Origin of the sequence: Bordetella genomosp. 8, from assembly GCF_002119685.1 — a bacterium.
In the GTDB taxonomy this organism is placed as follows: Bacteria; Pseudomonadota; Gammaproteobacteria; order Burkholderiales; family Burkholderiaceae_B; genus Bordetella_C.
Genome location: NZ_CP021108.1, coordinates 5,908,401 through 5,923,792, shown reverse-complemented (window position 1 = coordinate 5,923,792; position 15,392 = coordinate 5,908,401). Strand labels below are relative to the sequence as shown.

Annotated in this window: 17 protein-coding genes; 12 read left to right on the top strand and 5 right to left on the bottom strand. The window is 67.2% G+C overall.

Features of this window, described 5'->3' with window-relative positions; translation table 11 throughout:
- Nucleotides 1–175 precede the first annotated feature (175 nt).
- Genes CAL12_RS26830 through CAL12_RS26810 form a run of 5 tightly spaced genes read left to right on the top strand, consistent with a single transcriptional unit; the run spans nt 176 to nt 4,560 of the window.
- Nucleotides 176–1,312: an MlaE family ABC transporter permease gene (locus CAL12_RS26830; RefSeq protein WP_086067394.1), complete on the top strand. Its 1,137-nt coding sequence runs from the start codon at nt 176–178 to the stop codon at nt 1,310–1,312.
- Complete coding sequence (locus CAL12_RS26825; RefSeq protein ID WP_086067393.1) at nt 1,309–2,154, top strand: ABC transporter ATP-binding protein; 846 nt, start codon at nt 1,309–1,311, stop codon at nt 2,152–2,154. Before CAL12_RS26830 ends, CAL12_RS26825 begins: the two co-directional genes overlap by 4 nt.
- The gene (locus tag CAL12_RS26820) at nt 2,141–3,097 is read left to right on the top strand and encodes an MlaD family protein (protein WP_086067392.1); all 957 of its coding nucleotides are present in this window, start codon (nt 2,141–2,143) and stop codon (nt 3,095–3,097) included. Before CAL12_RS26825 ends, CAL12_RS26820 begins: the two co-directional genes overlap by 14 nt.
- A complete protein-coding gene (locus CAL12_RS26815; protein ID WP_232464642.1) occupies nt 3,094–3,897 on the top strand; it encodes an ABC-type transport auxiliary lipoprotein family protein in 804 nt (267 codons plus the stop codon). Before CAL12_RS26820 ends, CAL12_RS26815 begins: the two co-directional genes overlap by 4 nt.
- A gap of 12 nt (nt 3,898–3,909) precedes the next feature.
- The gene (locus tag CAL12_RS26810) at nt 3,910–4,560 is read left to right on the top strand and encodes an alpha/beta hydrolase (RefSeq protein ID WP_086067391.1); all 651 of its coding nucleotides are present in this window, start codon (nt 3,910–3,912) and stop codon (nt 4,558–4,560) included.
- Here the strand turns inward: CAL12_RS26810 and CAL12_RS26805 are convergent.
- Nucleotides 4,513–5,895, bottom strand: coding sequence for an aminotransferase class III-fold pyridoxal phosphate-dependent enzyme (locus tag CAL12_RS26805; protein ID WP_198298334.1), 1,383 nt, complete (start codon nt 5,893–5,895; stop codon nt 4,513–4,515). The genes CAL12_RS26810 and CAL12_RS26805 overlap by 48 nt on opposite strands.
- Before the next feature lie 107 nt (nt 5,896–6,002).
- Nucleotides 6,003–7,520: a putative bifunctional diguanylate cyclase/phosphodiesterase gene (locus CAL12_RS26800; RefSeq protein ID WP_086067389.1), complete on the bottom strand. Its 1,518-nt coding sequence runs from the start codon at nt 7,518–7,520 to the stop codon at nt 6,003–6,005.
- A gap of 328 nt (nt 7,521–7,848) precedes the next feature.
- Between CAL12_RS26800 and CAL12_RS26795 the strand changes: the two genes are divergently transcribed.
- The 7 genes from CAL12_RS26795 (at nt 7,849) to CAL12_RS26765 (ending at nt 13,613) form a co-directional block, all read left to right on the top strand.
- A complete protein-coding gene (locus tag CAL12_RS26795; protein ID WP_086067388.1) occupies nt 7,849–9,174 on the top strand; it encodes a D-alanyl-D-alanine carboxypeptidase family protein in 1,326 nt (441 codons plus the stop codon).
- A 24-nt stretch (nt 9,175–9,198) separates the two neighbouring features.
- On the top strand, nt 9,199–10,092 hold the full coding sequence (locus tag CAL12_RS26790) for a D-amino acid aminotransferase (protein WP_086067387.1): 894 nt from the start codon (nt 9,199–9,201) through the stop codon (nt 10,090–10,092).
- Between the two features lie 5 nt (nt 10,093–10,097).
- Nucleotides 10,098–10,373, top strand: coding sequence for a YbeD family protein (locus CAL12_RS26785; RefSeq protein WP_086067386.1), 276 nt, complete (start codon nt 10,098–10,100; stop codon nt 10,371–10,373).
- A gap of 7 nt (nt 10,374–10,380) precedes the next feature.
- Complete coding sequence (gene lipB, locus CAL12_RS26780; protein WP_086067385.1) at nt 10,381–11,001, top strand: lipoyl(octanoyl) transferase LipB; 621 nt, start codon at nt 10,381–10,383, stop codon at nt 10,999–11,001.
- A gap of 63 nt (nt 11,002–11,064) precedes the next feature.
- On the top strand, nt 11,065–11,808 hold the full coding sequence (locus CAL12_RS26775) for a tetratricopeptide repeat protein (protein ID WP_086067384.1): 744 nt from the start codon (nt 11,065–11,067) through the stop codon (nt 11,806–11,808).
- A gap of 72 nt (nt 11,809–11,880) precedes the next feature.
- On the top strand, nt 11,881–12,936 hold the full coding sequence (gene lipA, locus CAL12_RS26770) for a lipoyl synthase (RefSeq protein WP_232464641.1): 1,056 nt from the start codon (nt 11,881–11,883) through the stop codon (nt 12,934–12,936).
- Between the two features lie 17 nt (nt 12,937–12,953).
- Nucleotides 12,954–13,613 (top strand): YoaK family protein, encoded by a 660-nt coding sequence (locus tag CAL12_RS26765; RefSeq protein ID WP_086067383.1) that lies wholly within the window; start codon nt 12,954–12,956, stop codon nt 13,611–13,613.
- Nucleotides 13,614–13,638: 25 nt separating this feature from the next.
- On the opposite strand, the gene CAL12_RS26760 is transcribed toward CAL12_RS26765, so the two are convergent.
- The 3 genes from CAL12_RS26760 to CAL12_RS26750 all read right to left on the bottom strand — a co-directional run bounded on the left by CAL12_RS26760 (nt 13,639) and on the right by CAL12_RS26750 (nt 15,331).
- On the bottom strand, nt 13,639–14,229 hold the full coding sequence (locus CAL12_RS26760) for a DUF4142 domain-containing protein (protein ID WP_086068139.1): 591 nt from the start codon (nt 14,227–14,229) through the stop codon (nt 13,639–13,641).
- Nucleotides 14,230–14,307: 78 nt separating this feature from the next.
- Nucleotides 14,308–14,871, bottom strand: coding sequence for a cob(I)yrinic acid a,c-diamide adenosyltransferase (locus CAL12_RS26755; RefSeq protein WP_086067382.1), 564 nt, complete (start codon nt 14,869–14,871; stop codon nt 14,308–14,310).
- A complete protein-coding gene (locus tag CAL12_RS26750; protein ID WP_086067381.1) occupies nt 14,864–15,331 on the bottom strand; it encodes a GNAT family N-acetyltransferase in 468 nt (155 codons plus the stop codon). The genes CAL12_RS26755 and CAL12_RS26750 overlap by 8 nt, the downstream gene beginning before the upstream one ends.
- Nucleotides 15,332–15,392 lie beyond the last annotated feature (61 nt).

Genomic DNA, 15,392 nt, shown 5'->3' with positions numbered 1-15,392 from the left:
CAGACCGGATTTTATAGTCAGTGCCGACTTTGTCCCCTGCGGTCCGTGGGCCGCGCAGCCATGCCGCAGGGCCGCGAGCCCGAGCACGGCCACCGCCCCGCAACCCACTCCGCGTATCATTACCCCTGTTCGCGCCCACGAGGGTCGGCGCCAGACCGGCCCCATCGATTCGCCCATGGTCCAGACCGCCCTGACTCCGTCGTCCGCCGCCGCGCCGCCTTTCCGTCTGTCCGGCGGCGTCTGCTATGTGAGCGGCGATTGGAGCGTCCACGCCCTGGCGCGGCGTGGCGAGGTGCTGGCGCGCTGCCGGGCCCTGGAGGCCGCCGGACAGGATGCCCGCTGGGACCTGACCGGCATCGGGCGGCTCGACACGGTCGGCGCCAACCTGATCTGGCATGCCTGGGGCGACAAGCTGCCCGAACGCGTACGCCTGTCGGGCGGCATGAAAGAAGTCTTCGACGCCCTGGCCGCGCACCCACACGAAACCGTGGCGCCGCCTCCGCCTCCGGAAGACCGCCTGGGCCCCGTCGTCAAGCTGGGCGAGGCCATCCTGGTCGGCGCGCGCCATGGCTATGCCATGATCATCATGCTGGGCCAGTTGATACTGGACCTGGGGACGCTGATCCGCAATCCCGCGCGCGGGCCCTGGCGCGAGATATCCGCGCAGATCTACCGCGCCGGCGCGCAGGCGCTGGGCATCACGGCGCTGGTCGGCTTCCTGATCGGCGTGGTCATTTCCTACCTGTCGTCGCAGCAGCTGCAGAACTACGGCGCCGACCGCTTCATCGTGCGCTTGCTGGGCACGTCGATCGTGCGGGAGCTGGGGCCGGTGCTCGCGGCCATCCTGGTGGCGGGCCGTTCGGGCTCCGCCTTCACGGCGCAGATCGGGGTGATGCGCGTTACGCAGGAACTCGACGCCATGGCCGTCATGGGCATTTCGTACAGCCAGCGCCTGATCCTGCCGCGCGTGGTGGCCCTGGCGGTGGCGATGCCGCTATTGGTGGTATGGACCGACGCGTTGGCACTGCTGGGCGGGATGCTGGCCGCGCGTGCGCAGCTGGGCGTGCCGCTGTCCTGGTTCCTGAATTCGCTGCCCGACGCGGTGACCTTGTCGAACTACGGCATCGGCCTGGTCAAGGGCGCCACCTTCGGCGTGGTGATCGCGCTCGTGGCCTGCTATTTCGGGCTGAACATCGAGCCCAATACGGAAAGCCTGGGGCGCCGTACGACGACGTCCGTGGTGACGTCGATCACGGGCGTGATCCTGGTCGATGCCTTGTATGCCGTCATACTGAGCGGGGTGCCTTTATGAAGGACGATATCAGTCAACAGCGGCATCTGTTCACCGACAACGCGCTGACGGTGGAGCCCATCATCTCGGTCGTGGGGCTGAAGACGGCTTTCGGCGATCACGTCGTGCACGAGAACCTGGACCTGACGGTCTACCCCGGCGAAATCCTTTCGCTGGTGGGCGGATCGGGCTCGGGCAAGACTACGCTGCTGCGGCAGATCATGGGCCTGGACAAGCCGGCGGCCGGCAGCGTGACGGTATTGGGCATGCCGGTGTCGGAGATGAGCACCTTCGAATGCGGGCAGCTCGCGCGACGCTGGGGCGTGCTGTTCCAGGCCGGCGCGCTGTTTTCCGCGCTGTCGGTGTTCGACAACGTCGCCTTGCCGCTGCGCGAGCTGCGCACCATACCGGAGGGGCTGGTGCAGGACGTGGTGATGTGCCGCCTCGAAATGGTCGGCCTGTCGCCGGACGACGCGCACAAGCGTCCGGCCGATCTGTCGGGCGGCATGATCAAGCGCGTGGCCCTGGCGCGCGCGCTGTCGCTGGATCCCCAACTGCTGTTCCTGGACGAGCCGACGGCGGGACTGGACCCGCAGCGCTCCGATGAATTCGTCGATCTGGTGCGCAATCTGCACCGGCAGCTGCATTTCACCGTGGTGATGGTCACGCATGACCTGGATACGCTGCTCGCGCTGTCGTCGCGCGTGGCGGTGCTGGCCGACAAGCACGTCATCGCCTGCGATACCGTGCCGGAGATCCTCAAGGTGGATCATCCCTTCATCCACGCTTTCTTCCTGGGCGAGCGCGGCCGGCGCGCGCTTGGCGACCTGGCTCCAAAGGAGTTGATGTATGGAAAGCCGTAGCCACGCGCTGCTGGCGGGTGCCTTCACCCTGGTGCTGCTGGCGGCCGTGCTGTTGATCGCGTTGTTCATCAATCGCGACCGTACGACCCTGACCGAATACGAGATCGTTTCCAAGACGGCGGTGAGCGGGCTGACCCAGCAGTCGCCGGTGCGTTACCAGGGCGTGCCGGTGGGCAAGGTGCAATCGCTGAGCTTCGACCCCAACGTGCCTGGACGCGTGCGCATACGCATCGGCGTGGCGCCCACCACGCCCGTGACGTCGGCGACCTGGGCGGAATTGGGCGTGCAGGGCGTGACGGGCCTGGCGAACATCGATCTGCGCGACGACGGCAGTTCGCATGTGCGGCTGACGCGGCAGGGCGATGCGCTGCCGGAAATTCCCTTGCGGCCGGGCCTGTTCGAGCGTTTGTCGCAAGGCGGCGGGAACATCGTCGGAAATCTCGACAGGATCTCCAGCCAGTTGGCGGTGCTGTTGAACGACCAGAACGTGCAGGCGCTGCAGTCGGCCTTGCAGGACGCCGCGACGGTCTCGGCGTCGTTGAAGGACGCCAGCACGCAGTTGCGGCCCATGATGGCGAGGATCGGGCCCCTGGTGGACAGCCTGAACGAAACCGCCCGCCAGGCGCAGGGGACCGCGCGCGACATCTCGGCGCTGGCGCAGCAGGCGCGGGTCGCGGTGGCGCGCCTGGATGCCCCCGACGGTCCGCTGGCGGTGGCCACGCGCAGCCTGCGCGAAATCGCCTACGCCGCGTCGCGGCTGTCCAACGAGACGCTGCCGGCCGTCAGCGGCATGGCGAACCAGGTCAGCGCCACGGCGCGCAATCTGTCGTCGACCGTGCGCCGCGTCGGGGATACGCCGCAATCGATCATTTTTGGCGCGCCGCCGCCCCGGCCGGGACCGGGCGAAGCCGGCTTCGAAGGATTCGGGAGAGCACAGCAATGAGCAAGCGCACGGCGGGGTATGCGATACGAGGCGTGGCGTGGCAGCTGCCGCTGATGCTGGTAGTGTCGGTGGTCCTGGGCGGCTGCAGCCTGGGCCGCGGCGCCGCGCCCGCGCAGCTGTTCGATCTGGGCCCGTCGAACACGGCAACCGCGGCGTCCGGAGCGTCCGGGACCGCCGGAGCGTCGATGGCGCCAGGCGCCGCCGCTGCCCCGGCATCCACATTGCGTGACGGCGCGCGCCGCGAGGCTGTCGCGGTGAGTTTCTCGGCAGCGCAGATGCTGACCGACACCGGCGTGATCTGGCGTGTCGGCGACAGCGCCAGCCCGCACTCCTATGCGACGTATCGCTGGGCGGCGCCGCCTTCGCAACTGGTGCAGCAGCGCGTCGTCGATCGCCTGTCCGCCGCCGGGCCCGTGGTGCAGGACGGCGTCGATCCGCGCGCGCCGCTGCTGCAGGTCACGCTGACCCGCTTCGAGCAGGTCTACGCGCCGGATGGCGGCACCAGTACGGGGCAGGTGGCCTTGCAGGCCGTGCTGCTGCGCGACCGCCGCGTGGTGGACGCCGTGCGCCTCGCGCGTGGCGCGCCCGCGCCCACTCAGGATGCGCAAGGCGGCGTGCAGGCGCTGCGCGCGGCGACCGACGCCGCCGCGGCCGATCTGGCCGCGTGGGTGGACCGGAGCCTGGCCGCGAGCCAGGCTACAACGAACGCCTCATCGGCGGGCTCAGCCTCGGCGCCGTCAACGTCGGCCGGTGCGGCGGACGCGGCGCGCGCCGGTTTAACATTCCGCTCTTTGCCTTGACGAGCATCCGCCATGTCCGCCCGTACCGAAACCCTTGAATTCAATGGCCTGGCCGGCCGCATCGATTGCGCGGTGGACTGGCCGGAAGACGAGCCGCGCGGCTGGGCCCTGGTGCTGCATCCCCACCCCTTGCATGAGGGGACGCGCGACAACAAAGTCGTCACGACCATTGCGCGCGCCTGCGTGCAGCAAGGCCTGGTGGCCCTGCGCCCGGATTTTCGCGGGGTGCGGGCATCGGCTGGCGCTTTCGACAAGGCGCAGGGCGAGACCGCGGATATGCGCGAACTGGTGGCGCAATGGTTGGAACGCCAGCCGTCGCTGGCCGGCTTGCCTTGGGTGCTGGCGGGGTTTTCCTTCGGCACTGCCGTTGCTGCCCAACTGGATGCCACGCTGGCGGCGGACGGCGCGGCGCGGCCGGCGGCCCTGATACTGGCGGGCCCCGCGGTATGGCGCTTCCAGTTCCGCGAGGTCGCGTTGCCGGACGACACCTTGATCGTGCACGGCGAGCAGGACGAAGTGGTACCCCTGGGCGAGGTGTTCGACTGGACTCGCGAGCGCTCGGTACCGGTGGTCGTCATTCCCGGCGCCACCCATTTCTTCCACGGCAAGTTGCTGCTATTGCGCCAGTTGGTGCTGACCCGGCTGCAACGCGTCCTGTCCTGAACCGGTATCCGCGACCACGCTGTCGTTCATCTCGCGCAGGACCTGGTCCACGATATCCAGGCCTTCGTCGATCTGCGTGATGGTCGTCACCATGGGCGGCGCCAGATGGATCGCGCCATCGGCCGCATCGATGGCGGGAGCCGGCAACAGCAGTCCTTCGTCATGGCAGGCTCGCGCGAAGGTGCGCGCCAGTGCGCGCGCGGACACGCCGGTTTTGTCGCCGGGCGTCAGCTCTATCGTGAATAGCGTGCCGCGGCCATATACGGCGCCGATCAGGCGCTTGTCCAGGGCCATCGCGTCCAGACGCAGCTTCAGATGCTCGCCGATGGCCGCCGCGCGAGCGACGAGGTCCTCGTCTTGCACGATATCGATGGCCGTGACGGCCGCCGCACAGGCCACCGGATCATGCCATCCGGCATCCAGCGCCCCACGCAGCACCTCAGGGCTGCTGGTCGCCGCCTGCTCGGCGATGTCCGGCGGGACGCATACCGCGTCTATCGACAGGCCCGCGCCGAAGCGGGCCGATGCGATAAGGATGTCAGGGACGATATCGTCATGCTGGTGCCCCCACATGCGGCCGGTCCTGCCATAACCCGTTGCGCATTCGTCCACGACCAGCAGCATGCCGTGCTGGTGGCACAGGCGCCGCAGCAGGCGGGCGCAGCCATGCCCGGGCCCGAACGCGCCGCCCGCGAAAGGTGCCATGAGCAGCCCCGCGGGCTTGCGTTCGCACGCCTGCAGCGCGGTTTCGAATGCGACCCAGGGGCAGGGGCGTTCGCCTGGCGATTTGCCGCAGACACACTGGGCAGGATCCGGACAGGCGCGGGCCGCTTCTCCGGCGGCGGGCGACACCATGGGGACGAGCGGAGGAATCGGCGCCTGCGCCGGGACGGCCGCTGCCGGATGGAAGAACCGCAATACGCCGTCAGGGGCGGGACGGACCCACATCAGGCCGGCCGCGCCGGTGACCGTTTGTGCGATGCCGGCTGCCAGACGGGTGGCTACGCCACGCGGGGCCAGTATCGATTTCTGCAGCGGTGGCGCCAGGATCTCGCCCAGCCGGCGATGCAGCCGCAAGGCGTCGCCGTCCAGGAAGGCGTCGCTGCCGATGACCTGCAGGCCTTGCCGGATCGCGGTCACATAGCGGGGGTGGTTGTGGCCCAATACGGCGCCGCTCGGGATGGCGCCGAAATCCAGGTACCGACGCCCCAGCGTGTCGTGGATGACAGGGCCCTGCGCACGGGCGATGACAGGCGGCTCGCCCGCGCCAGAGCGTCGCGCGACGCCTGTCACCGTCCAGCGCTCCGCGGCTTCCTGCCATTCGTAAGCGTCCATCGCCCCTCCTGAGGCTGCCGGTGCGCCAAGTATCCTTGTCTGCTCAATGCTACAAATAAACCGGCTAGCCGTCCCTACGGGACAAACCCGGGGCCGCATGGCGGGAATCAGGCGGGCAGGCCGCCTTCCAGGGTCTTGTCCGCCGCGGACGTGCCGCCGCGCAGGCCTTCAAGGAAATACTCAAAGGCCGCCAGGGGCATGGGCCGTTTCAGCAGATAGCCTTGCATGTGGTCGCATGCAAGCGCGCGCAGCGTATCCAGCTGCGTGGTCGTTTCCACCCCTTCGGCCACGACTTCCATGTTCAGCGTATGCGCCATGGCGAGAATCGCCGCCACGATGGCGCGGCCTTCCTCGCCATGGGTATCCAGACCCTGGGTGAAAAAGCGGTCTATCTTCAACTGCTGCGCGCGGAACTGCTGCAGGTAGGCCAGGCTGGAATAGCCCGTCCCGAAATCGTCTATCGCGATGCCGAAGCCATGCGCGCGAAACGCGCGGATCACGCGCGAACTGAGTTCCGCGTCCTGCATGGCCACGGATTCGGTGATCTCGAACACCAGGCGGGTCGGGGGCACGCCTTCCTGGCGCGCGATCTCGACCATGCGCTCGACGAAATCGGGTTGGGACAACTGCTTGGTCGAGAGGTTGATCGATACCTTCAGGGCCGGCAGGCCGCGGGCATCCCAGCGTTTCATGTGCCGGCATACCGTCCGCATGACCCAGAAGCCGATCTCGATGATCTGCCCCGACCGTTCTGCAACCGGGATGAATTCGCCGGGCGGGACCAGGCCCAGCCGCGGGTGGTTCCAGCGCAGCAGCGCCTCGGCGCCCGTGACGCGGTCGCCGCCATCGGCGAACTCCGGCTGGTAGTCCAGGCTGAGCTGCTCGTGGACCAGCGCGTCGTTCAAGCCCTGCTGCATCATCAGCATGCGCCGATAGCTTTCCCCCATATGCGGTTCATAGAAGCGAAAGCCGTTACGTCCGCGCTCCTTGGCCCCATACATCGCGATGTCGGCGTTCTTCATCAACGTTTCGACGTCTTCGCCATCGTGCGGGAACATGGCGATGCCGATGCTGGCGGTCAGGCGCAGCGTCATGCCCTGGAAAACGAGATCGTCGCGCATGGCCGTATTGACGGCCTGGGCGACGCGGGCCGCGCCTTCGCGGCTGTTCAGGCCTTCCACCAGCACGACGAATTCGTCGCCGCCCAGGCGCCCCACGGTATCTTCGCTGCGCACGCAGGTTTGCAGCCGGCGGGAGAAGGCCTGCAGCATGCCGTCGCCGATGCTGTGGCCCAGCGAATCGTTGATGTGCTTGAAGCCGTCCAGGTCCATCAGCAGTACGGCGAACTCATTCCCGGTGTGGCGCGCGCGCGTGATCGCCATGTCCGTCGCCCCGGCCAGTGCGGTGCGATTCGGCAGCTCGGTCAGCATGTCGGTCGTGGCCAGGCGCTGCAGGGCGGTGCTGACCTCGCGCAGCGATCCGTCCAGCGAGCGGCGCGAGGCCGCGAAGCGCGCAGCCAGAACCGCCGTATATGCGGCCAGCGCCACGACGATCAGGGACAGGAGTATCGTCCCAACTAGATAGGTGCCGCTCATGATGGTGGACTGCAGAGTAGGAAACTGCATAGAGCCGGGCGCCCCGGCTACCAAACGGCTTCAGGTCGAATGGCTCAGCATAGTAACAATAATGTATCTGCTGCCATACAAGACACGCGACCGGGGCCGTCATTTCGTTTCGTCGAGACGACAGTATGCGCATTTGGTGCAGTGTGGCGGTCTTCAGCGTGTAGACATCGTACTGTAAGGCTTCAGGTTGTAAGTATTATTGTTAATCGTTGCATAGGGTTGCATCTTAAGGCGCGTGCCAGCACGCTTTCCCCCATGTGGGCCCTGATGGGGCTGCCTATAATTGTGCGGTTTGTATGCCCCTACCGATCCCCGCGCCCGAGTGCTGATGACGAATTCGCGTTTGACCCGTTTTTCCCTTTCGATAGTTGGACGGCGAGCCGTCGCCGGTAGCCTGATCGCGGCGCTGGCAATAGGGGCGCCCGCCGCTTGGGCGCAGGCGCCGGGCAAGGCGGCCGCGAAGCCGGCGGCGCCTGCCGCTGCCCCCGCCACGAATCCCACGCAGTCCGCCACCACGCCGTCCGGCGCGTCGCCATCGCAAGTCGCCGATACGGATGTCAACGGCATCTCCCAGGTGGTGGCGGTGTCGCCCATCCCCGCGCCGGCGATCGCCGCGCGCGCCTGGATCGCGATCGACGTCAATAGCGGCCAGGTCCTGGCGGGCTCGAACCCCGACCAGCAGGTCGAGCCGGCGTCGCTGACCAAGATCATGACGGCTTATGTGGTCTTCGACGCCCTGGACGAAAAACGGTTGACCCTGGACCAGCAGGTGCCGGTGTCGGAACACGCGTGGCGCACGGGCGGTTCACGCATGTTCATCGAGCCGCGCAAGCCCGTGACGGTGGATGAGTTGCTGCAAGGCGTGATCGTGCAGTCCGGCAACGACGCCTCGGTGGCGCTGGCAGAGGCCGTCGGCGGCAGCGAGTCGTCCTTCGCCTCGATGATGAACCAGGAGGCCGAACGGCTGGGCATGAAGCATTCGCACTTCATGAACGCGACGGGCCTGCCCGACCCGCAGCACACCACGACGGTGCGCGACCTGGCCACCATCGCCACCCATCTGATCACCGATCATCCCAATTATTTCCATTACTACAAGCAGCGCAGCTTCAACTACAACAAGATCAACCAGCCCAACCGCAACCGCCTGCTGTGGGCCGATCCGTCTGTGGACGGCATGAAGACCGGCCACACCGAATCCGCCGGCTACTGCCTGGTGGCCACGGCCTTGCGCGGCGATCGCCGCATCCTGACCGTGATGGTCGGCGCCGATAGCGAAGCCACGCGCGCGGAAGAAAGCCTGAAGCTGTTGAACTGGAGTTTCCAGAACTTCGACACGGTCAAGCTGTTCGACGCCAACCAGCCCGCGCTGGACGCGCGCGTCTGGGAAGGCAAGACGGAAACCGCCAAGCTGGGCCCGCCGGCGCCCGTATGGATCGCCGTGCCGCGCGGCAAGGCCGCCGATGTGAAGCCGGTCGCCGAGCGTACCGATCCCTTGGTTGCGCCCCTGGAAAAAGGCCAGCGCGTGGGTACGCTGCGCCTGACGCTGGACGGCAAGACCCTGCGTACCGAACCGCTGGTGGTGCGCGAACCGGTCGAACGCGCCGGGTTCTTCGGACGCATGATCGATATGGTCAAGCGCTGGATGCAGTAGCGAGCTTGATTGCAAGGAGCACACATGATTCCGGGCGTGCCGGGCGATAGCCTGGCCTTTCTGAATGGCGAATTCCTGCGTTTGCAGGACGCCAAAATCTCGGTATTGGACCGGGGCTTTATCTTCGGCGACGGCGTCTACGAAGTCGTACCGGTGTACGAAGGCCGTCCGTTCCGCATGGCTGAACACCTGGCGCGCCTGGCGCGCAGCCTGGCCGCGATACGCATCGAATCGCCGTTCGACGCGGCGGGATGGCTGGACGTGGTGCAAGGCCTGATCGACCGCTCGCTGACGCCGTCATGCGTGGTCTATCTGCAGGTGACGCGCGGCGTGGCCAAACGCGATCACGGTTTTCCCACGGAACGCATCACGCCGACCGTCTTCGGCATGACATCGCCTTTCACGCGGCCCAGCGCGCAACTGCGCGAGCAAGGCGTGTCGCTGATTTCCATCCCCGACGAGCGCTGGCTGCTTTGCAACATCAAGTCGGTCTCCCTGCTCGGCAATGTGCTGGCCAAGCAGCGCGCCGCCGACGCGGGCGCCGACGAAGTCGTGCAGTTCCGCGACGGCATGCTCAGCGAAGGCGCCACCTGCAACATCTGGGTGGCATCCGGCGGCAAGCTGCTGGGCCCGCTGAAGGACAACCTGGTGCTGGAAGGCATACGCTACGGCCTGCTGGCCGAACTGGCGGAGGAAGCCGGCATTCCCTTCGAGATGCGGCCGATCTCGCGCGCCGAGGTGGAACAAGCCGATGAATTGATGGTGTCGTCGGCCACCCGCGAGCTCTTGCCGGTGCTCACCCTGGACGGCCGGCCGGTGGGCACGGGCAAGCCCGGTCCCGTTTATACGCGCCTGCGCCAGGGGTATGATGACCGCATCGCCGCGCTGCTTGGAAAAGCCGCCGACGCCCTCATCTAGTACGCATGAAGCCTATCCCCCCCGAAGAATCCCTGATCGAATATCCCAGCGACTTTCCCATCAAGGTGATGGGAAAGCTGCATCCGGATTTCGCCCAGACCCTGACCGAAGTCGTGTTGCAATTCGACCCCGGCTTCGATCCCGCCACGGTCGAAATGCGGCCCAGCAAGGCCGGCAACTATATCGGCCTGACTTTCATCGTGCGCGCGACGTCGCGCGAACAGCTGGATGCGCTGTATCGCGCGTTGCACGGCCATCCCATGGTTTCCGTGGTGCTGTAGGCGCTCGATGATCAAGTGGCTGGACCGGCCGGCTGATTACCAGACGGTATGGCAGGCGATGCAGGCCTTCACCGCGGCGCGCACCCCGGATACGGCCGACGAGATCTGGCTTTGCGAACATGAGCCCGTCTACACGCTGGGGCAGGCCGGCAAGCCCGAGCATGTGCTGAATCCCGGCGTCATCCCCGTCGTCCGTACCGACCGCGGCGGCCAGGTCACGTATCACGGCCCCGGGCAGGTGGTCGCCTATGCCCTGGTCGATCTGCGCAAGGCAGGGATGTACGTCAAGGAATACGTCGCCTTCCTGGAAGACGCCGTCATCGACACCCTGGCAAGCTACGGGATCGCGGGCTGCCGCAAGCCCGGTGCGCCGGGGGTGTACGTACCCGTGGCGGCCGCGGGGGGCGAACTGGCCAAGATCGCGGCGCTGGGCATCAAGATACGCGCCGGCTGCGCCTATCACGGCGTCGCCTTGAACGTCGCGATGGACCTGGCGCCCTTCCGGGGCATCAACCCCTGCGGGTACGAGAACCTGGCGACCATGGACATGGCGGGCTGCGGGGTCGCGGCCACCGTGCGGGAGGCCGGCGACAGGTTGGCAGCCCGGATCGCACGCCTGGCGTCCTAGCCTCGACCGCATAGGGTCGCTTTGGGTGATAATGCGAACCATTGTCGATTCGCTGCCCGTCCCATGATTCTCCTTACCGCCGCCGACGTGGCCGCGACCACGCCCGAGCAACTGGCGCGGCTGATGGCTGGCCCGCCCGAGCAGTTCGCGCCCTGGATCCGGGCGGCGGCGGACCTTGGCCTGCTGGAAGCGCAGGCCATCCTGGGCCAGATGCTGCTGGATGGCGTGGGCGTGGAACGCGATCCGGCGGCCGGCCTGGCCTGGTTCAAGCGCGCCGCGCACGCGGATCACCTGATGGCCATCAACATGGTGGGACGCTGCTACGAAAACGGCTGGGGCACGGCGCCCGACCAGGTGGTGGCGGCGTACTGGTTCAGGCTGGCGGCCGAACGCGGCCTGGACTGGGGCATGTACAACCACGCGCACATGCTGCGCGACGGCCGGGGCGGCGTGCCGCGCGACCGGGCCGCGGCGTTGGAGTGGTACCGGCGCGCCGCCGATCTGGGGCATGCCAAGTCCATCGGCGTGGTCGGGCGCTTCCTGGAAGCAGGCGACGTCGTGCCGCGCGACATGGACGCCGCGCTGGACTGCTACCGCCGCAGCGCCGAAGGCGGCGATTTCCGGGGCATGTTCCACTACGGCCGCCTGCTGCTGCAAGGGGGACGCCGCGACGAGGCCATTGCCTGGCTGCGACGGGTGCCGGAAAGCGCCACGCCGGCCTTCCTGCGCGAGGCGGCCGCGATGCTGCGCGCAGGGCCGGCGCCAGAGCTCGCGAGGATGCTGGATGCCGGTGGGGCCTGGGGCTGAGCGGCCAAGGGGCGGGAGTACACTAGGGTTTTTCCCAAAGGCGGCGCCCTGGGCGCCGCGCGCAGCCGACTTATGTCTTCGCCCGCAGACCACTCGTTTTCGACGCCCGCCGCGTCCGATGTTCCGCACGCCCAGCCGCTGACCGGCGCTGCCGGCGCGGCCCACGCCACGGAACCCTCGGCCAAGCCCTACGATCCCACCGAAAAGCAGAAATCGCAGGCCAAGACCGCGCGCATTCCGATCAAGGTCGTGCAGGCCGAGCGCCTGAAGAAACCGGAGTGGATCCGCGTGCGCGCCGCCACCCCCGGGTCGCGCTTCTACGACATCAAGCGGATCCTGCGCGAGCACAACCTGCACACCGTTTGCGAAGAGGCCTCGTGTCCCAATATCGGCGAATGCTTCGGCAAGGGCACGGCCACCTTCATGATCATGGGCGACAAATGCACGCGTCGCTGTCCGTTCTGTGACGTGGGGCATGGCCGCCCCGACCCGCTGGACGCCGACGAGCCGCGCAACCTGGCGCGCACGATCGCCGCGCTGAAGCTGTCCTATGTCGTCATCACGTCGGTCGACCGCGACGATCTGCGTGACGGCGGCGCCGGCCATTTCGTCGAATGCATCCGCCAGGTTCGCGAGCAGTCGCCGTCCACGCGCATCGAGGTGCTGGTACCCGACTTCCGCGGCCGCCTGGATCGGGCGCTGGAAATCCTCAACGCCGGCCCGCCCGACGTCATGAACCACAACCTGGAGACCGTGCCTCGTCTGTACAAACAGGCGCGTCCCGGTTCGGACTACGCGCACTCATTGAAACTGCTGCAGGAGTTCAAGCGCCTGCATCCGGACGTGCCGACCAAATCCGGCCTGATGCTGGGCCTGGGCGAAACCGATGAGGAAATCCTGCAGGTGATGCGCGACATGCGCGAACACGGTGTCGACATGCTGACGATCGGCCAGTACCTGCAGCCGTCCGAGCATCATCTGCCGGTGTTGCGCTATGTCCATCCCGATACCTTCGCGATGTTCGAGCGCGAAGCCTATGACATGGGCTTTACCCACGCCGCGGTGGGCGCGATGGTGCGCTCTTCGTATCACGCTGATCAGCAGGCGCACGCGGCCGGCGTGAACTGATCGCGGTCGCGCCCGCCATGCGGACGCTGTTCATTGCCGCGCTGTCCTGCATGGCGGGAATGACCGACGCGATCGGCCTGATCGCGGCCGGCAACTACGTCTCTTTCATGAGCGGCAACACCACCAATATCGGCGTGGCCCTGGCCCAATCGGACCTGGGGCATGCCGGTCGCCTGGCGCTTGTCCTGGTCTTGTTCGTGCTGGGCAGCGCGGCGGGCGAAGCCCTGGCGCAATGGAGCCGGCGCGCGCAGGCGGCCGTGATCGGCGCAGTGGCGCTGATGCTGACCGCGTCCGGCGCGATCGTGTATCTGGCCGATCATGGCCAACGCGTCGCCGACGTCTGGCGGCCGGCCGCGTTCCTGATCGCGGTGTTAGCGATGGGCGTGTTGAATGCGGCCTTCGAGAAGAGCGAAGGGCAATCGGTGGGATTGACTTACGTGACGGGCGCCCTGGCACGGCTGGGGCAGTCGCTGGGGCGCTACGTCGCGACGCGGCAGGCGCAACGGCCGGCTCCGCATCTCGCGGCATTCTGCGGCCTGCTCGTGGGCGCGATCATCGGCGCGCTGCTGCAGAACCGGTGGCCGAGCCATGCCATCTTCGTGCCCGCCGCGATGGCGTGGCTGCTGTGCGCGCTTGCCCTGCGGATAGGGCGCGCATCCACGACGCGCGCCCGCTGAATACCCGGCTGTCTGGGCCGGCGTATTACTTCTTGGCCTTGCTTTCCGCGTCGACCTTCTGGTGCAGCGCGTTGGCCATTTCCAGGTGGTGCTGCAGGGCGGGCAGCGTCTTGGCAGCCCAAGCCTTGATGTCGGGATCCTTGGCGTCCGACGCAGCCTTCTGGAACATCTTGACGGTATCTTCGTGGGCGGCGACGCCGATGCGGCTGACGTACATCTTGTCGAAGGTCGTGCCGCTGGTCGCGCTCAGCGCCTTCAGCTCGGTGCGCTGCATGATGGAGGGCTCATTGGGCGGCGTGTAGCCCTTTTGCTTGGCCAGCGCCATCAGCTCCTGATTCGCCTTGGTGTGATCCTGGATCATCTGCTCGGCGAACTTCTTGACGTCGGGATTGCTGCTCTTGGTCTGGGCCAGCTTGCTGCCTTCGATCTCGGCATTGCCGCCTTGCGCGGCATTTTCCAAAAAGTCCTTGTCGGCGCTGGCCAGCGTGCTGCGCTGTTCCATCTTCTTGGGGGTGCTATCCGTGGGGGACGAGGCGGCGGGCTGGGCCCAGGCTCCGGTGCTCATCGCCAGGACGCCGGCGGCCAGCAGACCGCGAGTGATAAAGCGTGTGGTCATGTAATGCTCCTTGGTGAGTTGCGCCATTTGGCGTCATTCCTTCCAGAGCAAGTTCCGCGCCCACACCCCACGCAAGGCTTACTTCCACTCCGCCTTGTTGGGGTTGCGCCAGTACACGTCGCCCATGCCCAGCGATCGGTTGGCCACGCGCGCCATAACGAAGAGCAGGTCGGACAAGCGGTTCAGATACTGCAGCACCGGCTTGTTGACAGGCTCCTGCCGTTGCAATGCGATGACCGCGCGTTCGGCGCGCCGGCATACCGTGCGTGCGACGTGCAGCAGCCCCGCGGGACGCGATCCGCCCGGCAGGATGAATTCGTTCAAGGCGGGCAGCGTACCGTTGTAATGCGCGAGCCGGCCATCGAGATAGCTCACGTGATTGCGGTCCAGTCGGGTATAGCCGGGGATGGACAGTTCCGCGCCCATGTCGAACAGCGTGTGCTGCACGTCGCGCAGGTCTTCCACGATATTGGCGTCCAGGCCGGGCTCGGCCAGCACCACGCCCAGGACGCTGTTCAGCTCGTCGACGTCGCCCAGCGCCGCGATCCGCGCATTGTCCTTGGCGACGCGGCTGCCGTCGCCCAGCCCCGTCGTGCCGTCATCCCCGGCACGCGTGGCGATCACGGTCAGGCGCTTAGGCATGCTGCTGGCCTGCGAGCGGCGCCGCGCCCGCGCGGCCCAGCTTGTCCAGCGCGGCACCGGTGACGCGGACGATGCGCCATTCCGGCAATACGTCGGCGCCCAGGCTTTCATAGAAGTCGATGGCGGTCTGGTTCCAGTCCAGCACCGTCCACTCGAAGCGGCCGCAGCCGCGTTCGACCGCGATGGCGGCCAGTTGCCGCAGCAGCGCGCCGCCGATGCCCTGGCCGCGCTGGTCGGCGCGCACGTAGACGTCTTCCAGGTACAGGCCACGGCGCGACAGGAAGCTGGAGTAGTTGTGGAACCAGATCGCGTAGGCCAGCAGCGCCGGCTCTTGCTCGTCGGTGCGCTGCGCCACCAGGCATTCGGCGGCGGGCGTGCGGCCGAACAGCGAGGCGCGCAGGCTGTCATCCGTGGCCTTGAAAATATCCAGCAGCTTTTCGTATTCGGCCAGTTCGCGCATCAGCCCCAGGATCCCGGGGATGTCCTGCGGCGTGGCGGGGCGGATGATGTATGAGGGAGTA